We start from the raw sequence: 6,861 nt of genomic DNA, 5'->3' as shown, positions 1-6,861 counted from the left end.
CGAATTAATACTTAAGTGTTACATGCTCTTCGCAGCATTATTTCCTGAGAGATTCAAGATTTAAGCAAAGGCCGGTTTGTCTTGGTTATAAAGTTTGCTGCAGTGAGGGCACATCAATGACAAGCCTTTCTGGACTCGTGTAAAGCTATGTTCAGACTGTTTAGTGCAGTGGGGGCAGGCACATTTGACGAGATAGTTGCGATTATTTTTTGAATCTTTGCGTTGTGGCATAGGGTTTTTCCTGATAAATGGGCTGTAACCATACACTATCCCTGCACGTATTGCCCATGATCATTTTTTCGTTCCCGTTTTAAACGGGATATTATCAACTCTGGTCAGGTACAGTTGGTGAAAAGTGCCATCTCAGGCGTAGTTTATTTTTGTCAGATCTTTTCTTTAAAAAAAGCACATGGTTAGCCCCTGCATCTGAAACGAGCCGTCAGGGGTTAAAATATTAAGTGAGTGCCTGCGAGCGTAGCGGGGAGGAAATGGTCAGGAAAATAAAACTTGCATAATATGATATGACATGTCTTAATGAGGTGTCGGTTTGATACACAGACCAGTCTAAAGCATTCCGTTTTTTGCCCTCATTTTAAGTATCCTTAGATACCTCTTTTTCGAGTCTTCATTGAAAGTTATGCGATTCTTCTGTAATCGGACCCTGCATGCCGAAAGGCTTACATTTATAGGTATAAAAATATGTCTTCAACAATGACAGGTAATGTAAAGTGGTTCAACCCTGAAAAAGGTTTTGGGTTTATCACTCAAAAAGATGGTGGCAAAGATGTATTCGTGCATTTTTCTGCCATTCAAAGCAATGATTTTAAAACGCTTGAAGAAAATCAAGCAGTTAAATTCTCAGTTGAAAACGGTCCGAAAGGCCTTTCCGCTGTTAATGTAGTAATACTTTAAGGACACTTTCACTATTTCTAATATTCATCTTCGCTGTCCAAAATGTCACGGTTCGCAATATCGTGTTTCTCATTTTGATGTAACAGAAACTAATCCATACGGTGCAAAATGCATTTTTTGCAAAAACATAATGGTTACCAATGAACATTACAGTTTAGCAACAATGCACCCAGTGCCGCATGTCAGAAACGTCACACCAACGCATATTGTCTAGATATTGCGCCTGCTTCATGTAATCAATTAAGGACTGACTAATGTCATCAAAGGTTTTAGTTTTTTTCAACTCTCAGCCGGTCAAAGCCATTGAAGTAAATGACAACGACAAGACCGTTGAGTGTGAATACCCTAACGGCGAGAAAGCGACCCTTAATATTATGCACGCAGGCGTTCACTCACTCACCGGTGATCATCTGGAAATTCGTGTTGCTACTGACAGAGAGCTTTCATCGGATGACATCATGACCGCAGCCAGGAAATTTATCTAATCTGGATTTTGGCTGTCCACGTTCTGCATTTTTTCCCGCTGATAAGCCATTCTCGTCATTTATGCTGTGCAAAACGCGCTAATAACTTACTGATCCCATTTCCATATCGGATTTAGTGGAATGAAAAGAACGCCACATTCCACCATCATCCACAGGTGCATTGCCCCTGCCTGCACCGCATTCAGAATGATAGCAGGCTCAATCACTGGTGAAGATTGAACGATAGATTTCAGGTGAGAGAAAGCGGGTTGTATCCGTTGAATTTTTGGTTACTGGCAATCTGTCTGCCTGTATGGTGGTTTTCCGGGCCCACGCACTTCCTGCCGTCATGCCTGAACATTATTGCCCTGATAACAAATCGGGTCCCTGGTCGGATCTAGCCCAGGTTGTTGTGCCTTGTTCGTGGGGATCCCTGTGTAAACGCTGCATGAAGGCATTTTCTTAGGCCACATGATTATAAATTCAGTTTTCCAGCTGTGCCCCTCATTTTTTCTTTCCCGCGGTTATGAGCTATGCGCCTGAAAATGAATGAATATTTTTAATTTCAGTACAATGATTTGGGTCAATTAAAGCTCGTTTCATTAACAATTTCCCCTTCGCCTTAACTATTGCAACATAAATGTTCGGTTAATGCGCTAAAGGTAGTACAGATTACTAATGTGTCAGTGCTATCTGTTATTCATATCCAGTAAAAAACTCTTAAGAATTTCCTTAATTCAGTTTAAAGATCTTAGTATTTGATCTTACGCAGATCATTATTCTATTATCGCGTGTAAATCACTTTCATATGAAAGTGTGCACAGCGATAAACCGAGGGATGATGAGATGACTGATAGTTTCCAGAATGAAGTGCCAAAGGCACGTATTAATCTAAAGCTTGACCTGCATACGGGGGGCGCGAGCAAGAAAACCGAGCTCCCCCTTAAATTACTGGTGGCGGGCGACTTCAGTCATGGTCAGGAGTCCGCACCTCTGTCTGAGCGCAAAAAAGTTAACCTGAACAAAAACAACTTTGACTCAGTGCTTTGCGAATATTCCCCAAAAGTAAACCTGACCGTTAAAAATACGCTTGCTGATGACGGCAGCGAAGACAACATCACTCTTACTTTCCGGAGCATGAAAGATTTCACTCCCGAACAGGTCTCCCGGCAAATCCCCCAACTAAAAGCCATGCTTTCCATGCGCAACCTGCTTCGCGATTTAAAAGCTAACCTGCTGGATAATCAGGCTTTTCGAAAGGAGCTGGAAAAAATTCTCCTCGATCCGGCGTTAAGCGCAGAACTTAAAGCCGAACTCTCAGCCCTGGCCCCAAAACAGCCATAACGGTCACGATGATTTAACGGATTAATTAAGGAAGATGTTGATGTCTGTAAAAAATGAGAATGCGACTGGTGGCGAAAGCGTGGTGCTTGAGCGTCCTGCTGCGGGCGGGGTTTATGCGTCTCTGTTTGAAAAAATCAACCTGAACCCGGTTTCTGAGCTGAGTGCGCTGGATATCTGGCAGGACGCGCAGGCGATGTCGGATGCGACTGCGGATGAGCGATTAACGGCCGGCATGCAGGTATTCCTGGAGTGTCTGACAAAATCGGGGTCAAAAGTTGAAAAACTCGACAAAAATCTGATTGACCACCATATCGCTGAGCTGGACTACCAGATTAGCCGTCAGCTGGATGCGGTAATGCATAGTGAAGAATTCCAGGCGGTGGAGAGTCTGTGGCGCGGTGTGAAATCGCTGGTCGACAAAACGGATTTCCGTCAGAACGTGAAGGTTGAGTTGCTGGATATGTCAAAAGAAGACCTGCGTCAGGACTTCGAAGACAGCCCGGAAATCATCCAGAGCGGACTGTATAAACACACATATATTGATGAGTACGACACCCCGGGTGGAGAGCCCATTGCTGCGCTGATTTCCGCTTACGAATTTGATGCGTCGGCGCAGGATGTAGCCCTGCTGCGCAATATTTCAAAAGTGTCTGCTGCAGCGCATATGCCATTTATCGGCTCTGCCGGCCCGAAATTCTTCCTGAAAGATTCGATGGAGGAAGTGGCGGCTATCAAAGATATCGGTAACTACTTTGACCGTGCCGAGTACATCAAGTGGAAATCCTTCCGTGAGACGGATGATGCCCGTTATATCGGTCTGGTGATGCCACGCGTACTGGGCCGCCTGCCGTATGGCCCGGACACCGTGCCGGTCCGCAGTTTCAACTACGTCGAAGAGGTGAAAGGCCCGGACCACGACAAATACCTCTGGAGCAACGCCTCGTTTGCCTTTGCATCCAACATGGTACGCAGCTTCATTAACAACGGCTGGTGTGTACAAATCCGGGGCCCGCAGGCCGGTGGTGCCGTCCAGGACCTGCCTATTCATCTGTACGATCTGGGCACCGGCAATCAGGTGAAAATCCCGTCGGAAGTGATGATCCCGGAAACCCGCGAATTCGAATTCGCCAACCTCGGCTTCATCCCGCTGTCGTACTACAAAAACCGCGACTATGCCTGCTTCTTCTCGGCGAACTCCACCCAGAAGCCGGCGCTGTATGACACTGCCGATGCGACCGCCAACAGCCGCATCAACGCCCGTCTGCCGTACATCTTCCTGCTGTCGCGTATCGCTCACTATCTGAAACTCATCCAGCGCGAGAACATCGGCACCACCAAGGACCGCCGTCTGCTGGAGCTGGAGCTCAACACCTGGGTGCGCAGTCTGGTGCCCTGTGTGCACTGCTTGATGAGAGCGTGATGAACCGGGGAACCACCGATGATGGTTATCTGACCTGGCGGCGTGACCCGCTGCAGGCACACTTCTTTGGCACCCTCAATGCCGGCGAAGATCTGTGGGAGCGGATCCGCAACCTTCTGAAAGAAACTGCTCCTGACGCCGCTGTCCTGACCTGCATGTACCGGGCCCTGCAGCTGGGGTTTGTGGGGCAATATCGTGCCCAGGATGATGAGCGTCGGGAAGATATTGTTCGCGCGCTTGCGGAACGGGTACCGGCCTTTACGCTGGCACAGGACGCCCCCATTGTTGCCCGGGCATCACGCCTGCGCAGCGGCCGTCGCGGGTACTGGCTGAGCTGGGTTGTGGCCGCTGTCGCCCTGGTGGCGCTCTGGTTCTTCCTTTCGTCTTCGCTTACCGAACTGGTAAGCCAGACCGTCAGGCCGGGGTAAGCGATGCGGGATGCGTACCGAAGTCTGTTAACTGCCCTGGGTGTTGTACTGGCGCTGTGGCTCATCCTGGGATTCTGGCCACTGTCCTCGGGCAGCCGTGTGGCACTCAGCCTGCTGGTTGTTCTGGTGTCCGGGGGGATGCTCTGGCGTCAGCGCAGGGCTTCTCAGGCGCGGACGACCGCTGTCCGGGATATTGTGGATGAAAACCTGCCGCCGGAAGATTTTCAGGGTGCGGTGATCCTTGTTTGTGGCGACAACAGCCCACTGTTTGTGTCCGGCTCCCGTCACCGGGAAACCCGACAGGGCTGGTATCTGTGGGTGAAGGATGCGGAGCAGTTGCCACTCCTGGCACAACACCTGAGCCTGGTGCATCCGGCTCAGGTGTCGCAAATCTCCGTCATGCTGGCGGTGGTACCTGAACAGCACACCTCCGGCGATGATTTTACCCAGCATTTTCGGGGCTGGCAGCGTGCTGTCGTCCGGTGCCGTGCGGCATTTGGCACTATCCCACCGCTGTGGACTGTGACCTGGGTATCGCCTCCTGTGGCCTGCGCGGAAGCTGAACCCGTCTGGTTTACCACAGTCAGCCCGCGAAGCGGCATTCAGATGTATCAGCCCGGTCAGGGCAATGTGTCACTGACGGAGTGGACCCGGGAGAGTGGATCTGACGGGCGTCTTTCGCGTCTGAGTCAGGGGCTGTGGCTGGACAGCCTGCTTGCCTGGCAGAACAGCGCAGTCAATGACCTGCTGTCGGTGCGTCAGGGCGAACTGCCGGTGATGAAGCCTTGTGTACAGGGCATGTGCATGGTGCCGGTGAACGGTATCGAGGGCAATCTCTGGCAGCAGCACATCACTACCGTGACGGCGCTGCCACCAGATACCGTTGTGACCACCGAACCACTACCGTTACCTGAACTGCTGCTGCCGGCGCTGCCGCGCCGACGGAGCGTCAGCCGCAGAATGATGTTCTGGCGTTACGCCGGGTTACTGGGTGGGATTTTCCTGGCACTTGCCATGCTGGCGTCCTGGATGAACAACCAGCGTCTCATTCGTAATGTTGGCGATCACCTTGCGTTATATCACCAGCTGACGGGCAAGCCTTTTGCCCCGAAACTGCGCGCACAGCAGCGCCTCAGAGCCGATGGCGCATTGCTGGACGACTGGGCGCGTCGCGGGGAGCCACTGCGTTACCGCAGTGATGCGGCCGCTGAATGCAGCGAACACCGTCATGCACCCCAAAACCTTAACCATCAATCTTGGCCGCTATGAGCGGGTTCAGGAAAATCTTCACCGCAGGGAGACCGATGAACATGGCGATTACCGCTGGTAAATTCCCCCTGGTGGCACTGGCCGCGGGTATCACACTGATGCTCGCAGGCTGTGGGCTGACCCAGAGCGTCACGGACGGCATCGTCGCCGTGACCAAATCGATTTTTTATAAGCAGACTAAGACCCTGCATCTGGATATTCGGGCCCGTGAGGCCGTTAACAGCAACGCTGGCGGCGTGCCGTTGTCCACGGTGGTGCGCATCTACCAGCTTAAGGACAGAAAAACCTTCGACACCACGGACTACCCGTCACTGTTTAAAGCCGACAGTCAGGCCATCAAGGCAGACCTGGTGGCGGAGAAAGATATTCGCCTGCAGCCGGGCGGGGCGGTGATGGTGGATATGCCGATGGATGAAAATGCGCAGTATGTCGCGGTGGCTGGCATGTTCATGTCGCCGGATCAGGTGAACAACACCTGGCGGGTGGTGCTGAGCCGTGACGACCTCGATCCGGATAAAGCCCGGGTGATTGAGGCCGGTAACAACCGCCTGACTCTGAAGGCGCTGAAAGATGAGTGATACCCCGCGTCCGTCGCTGTATGAAGCGCTCTATAACAATTTCACGGGCGGGCTCGACCTGCATCAGGTCAGTGAACAGAACCAGACCATCCTGTCGGTGCTGGACAATATGCAGCGTATTCTGAACTGTCGGGCAGGGACACTGGCGCATTTGCCCGACTATGGGCTGCCGGATATGACCACCATTATCCAGGGGCTACCGGGTACCGAGCATGACCTGATGGACACGCTCTCCGGCGTGTTGCTGAAGTATGAGCCCCGGCTAAAGCAGATTACGGTGGTGATCCAGGATCAGACCACGCCCGGTGAGCTGCGCTACGCCATTGATGCCGAGCTGAAGGGCATCGGTCTGGTGCGCTATGGCACGGAGTTTATGCCTGAAGGTCGTGTGCTCATTCGCCACATGAAACAGCAACACTACCTGGACTCACTGTCCCGGATTTAAC

7 protein-coding genes and 4 pseudogenes are annotated in these 6,861 nt (G+C 51.6%); 10 read left to right on the top strand and 1 reads right to left on the bottom strand.

What is annotated here, in order from left to right:
• Positions 1-60 precede the first annotated feature (60 nt).
• On the bottom strand, positions 61-231 hold the full coding sequence (locus AAIG39_RS19860) for a YnfU family zinc-binding protein (protein ID WP_343194560.1): 171 nt from the start codon (positions 229-231) through the stop codon (positions 61-63).
• A 468-nt stretch (positions 232-699) separates the two neighbouring features.
• On the opposite strand from AAIG39_RS19860, the gene AAIG39_RS19855 reads away from it, so the two are divergent.
• The 10 genes and pseudogenes from AAIG39_RS19855 to tssE all read left to right on the top strand — a co-directional run bounded on the left by AAIG39_RS19855 (position 700) and on the right by tssE (position 6,860).
• Complete coding sequence (locus AAIG39_RS19855; RefSeq protein ID WP_090086369.1) at positions 700-912, top strand: cold-shock protein; 213 nt, start codon at positions 700-702, stop codon at positions 910-912.
• Positions 913-925: 13 nt separating this feature from the next.
• Positions 926-1,126 (top strand): cold shock small protein YmcF, encoded by a 201-nt coding sequence (ymcF, locus tag AAIG39_RS19850; protein WP_090086371.1) that lies wholly within the window; start codon positions 926-928, stop codon positions 1,124-1,126.
• Positions 1,127-1,166: 40 nt separating this feature from the next.
• The gene (locus AAIG39_RS19845) at positions 1,167-1,397 is read left to right on the top strand and encodes a hypothetical protein (protein ID WP_090086373.1); all 231 of its coding nucleotides are present in this window, start codon (positions 1,167-1,169) and stop codon (positions 1,395-1,397) included.
• 825 nt (positions 1,398-2,222) lie between these two features.
• Complete coding sequence (tssB, locus tag AAIG39_RS19840; protein ID WP_343194563.1) at positions 2,223-2,720, top strand: type VI secretion system contractile sheath small subunit; 498 nt, start codon at positions 2,223-2,225, stop codon at positions 2,718-2,720.
• A 34-nt stretch (positions 2,721-2,754) separates the two neighbouring features.
• Positions 2,755-4,110 (top strand): annotated as a pseudogene (gene tssC, locus AAIG39_RS19835) (type VI secretion system contractile sheath large subunit); the annotation flags it as partial.
• Positions 4,110-4,568: pseudogene (gene tssL, locus AAIG39_RS19830) on the top strand (type VI secretion system protein TssL, short form); the annotation flags it as partial. The pseudogenes tssC and tssL, both read left to right, overlap by 1 nt.
• Positions 4,569-4,571: 3 nt before the next feature.
• Positions 4,572-5,762: pseudogene (locus AAIG39_RS19825) on the top strand (OmpA family protein); the annotation flags it as partial.
• A pseudogene (locus AAIG39_RS19820) lies at positions 5,758-5,898 on the top strand (type VI secretion system baseplate subunit TssG); the annotation flags it as partial. The pseudogenes AAIG39_RS19825 and AAIG39_RS19820, both read left to right, overlap by 5 nt.
• A complete protein-coding gene (gene tssJ, locus AAIG39_RS19815) occupies positions 5,879-6,415 on the top strand; it encodes a type VI secretion system lipoprotein TssJ (protein WP_343194559.1) in 537 nt (178 codons plus the stop codon). The pseudogene AAIG39_RS19820 and the gene tssJ, both read left to right, overlap by 20 nt.
• The gene (tssE, locus tag AAIG39_RS19810) at positions 6,408-6,860 is read left to right on the top strand and encodes a type VI secretion system baseplate subunit TssE (protein WP_343194558.1); all 453 of its coding nucleotides are present in this window, start codon (positions 6,408-6,410) and stop codon (positions 6,858-6,860) included. The genes tssJ and tssE overlap by 8 nt, the downstream gene beginning before the upstream one ends.
• Position 6,861: the final 1 nt, after the last annotated feature.

Origin of the sequence: Phytobacter palmae, assembly GCF_039409775.1 — a bacterium.
Taxonomy (GTDB): Bacteria; Pseudomonadota; Gammaproteobacteria; order Enterobacterales; family Enterobacteriaceae; genus Phytobacter; species Phytobacter palmae.
The sequence above is the reverse complement of the archived record's forward strand: the minus strand, read 5'-3'. Positions and strand labels throughout refer to the sequence as shown.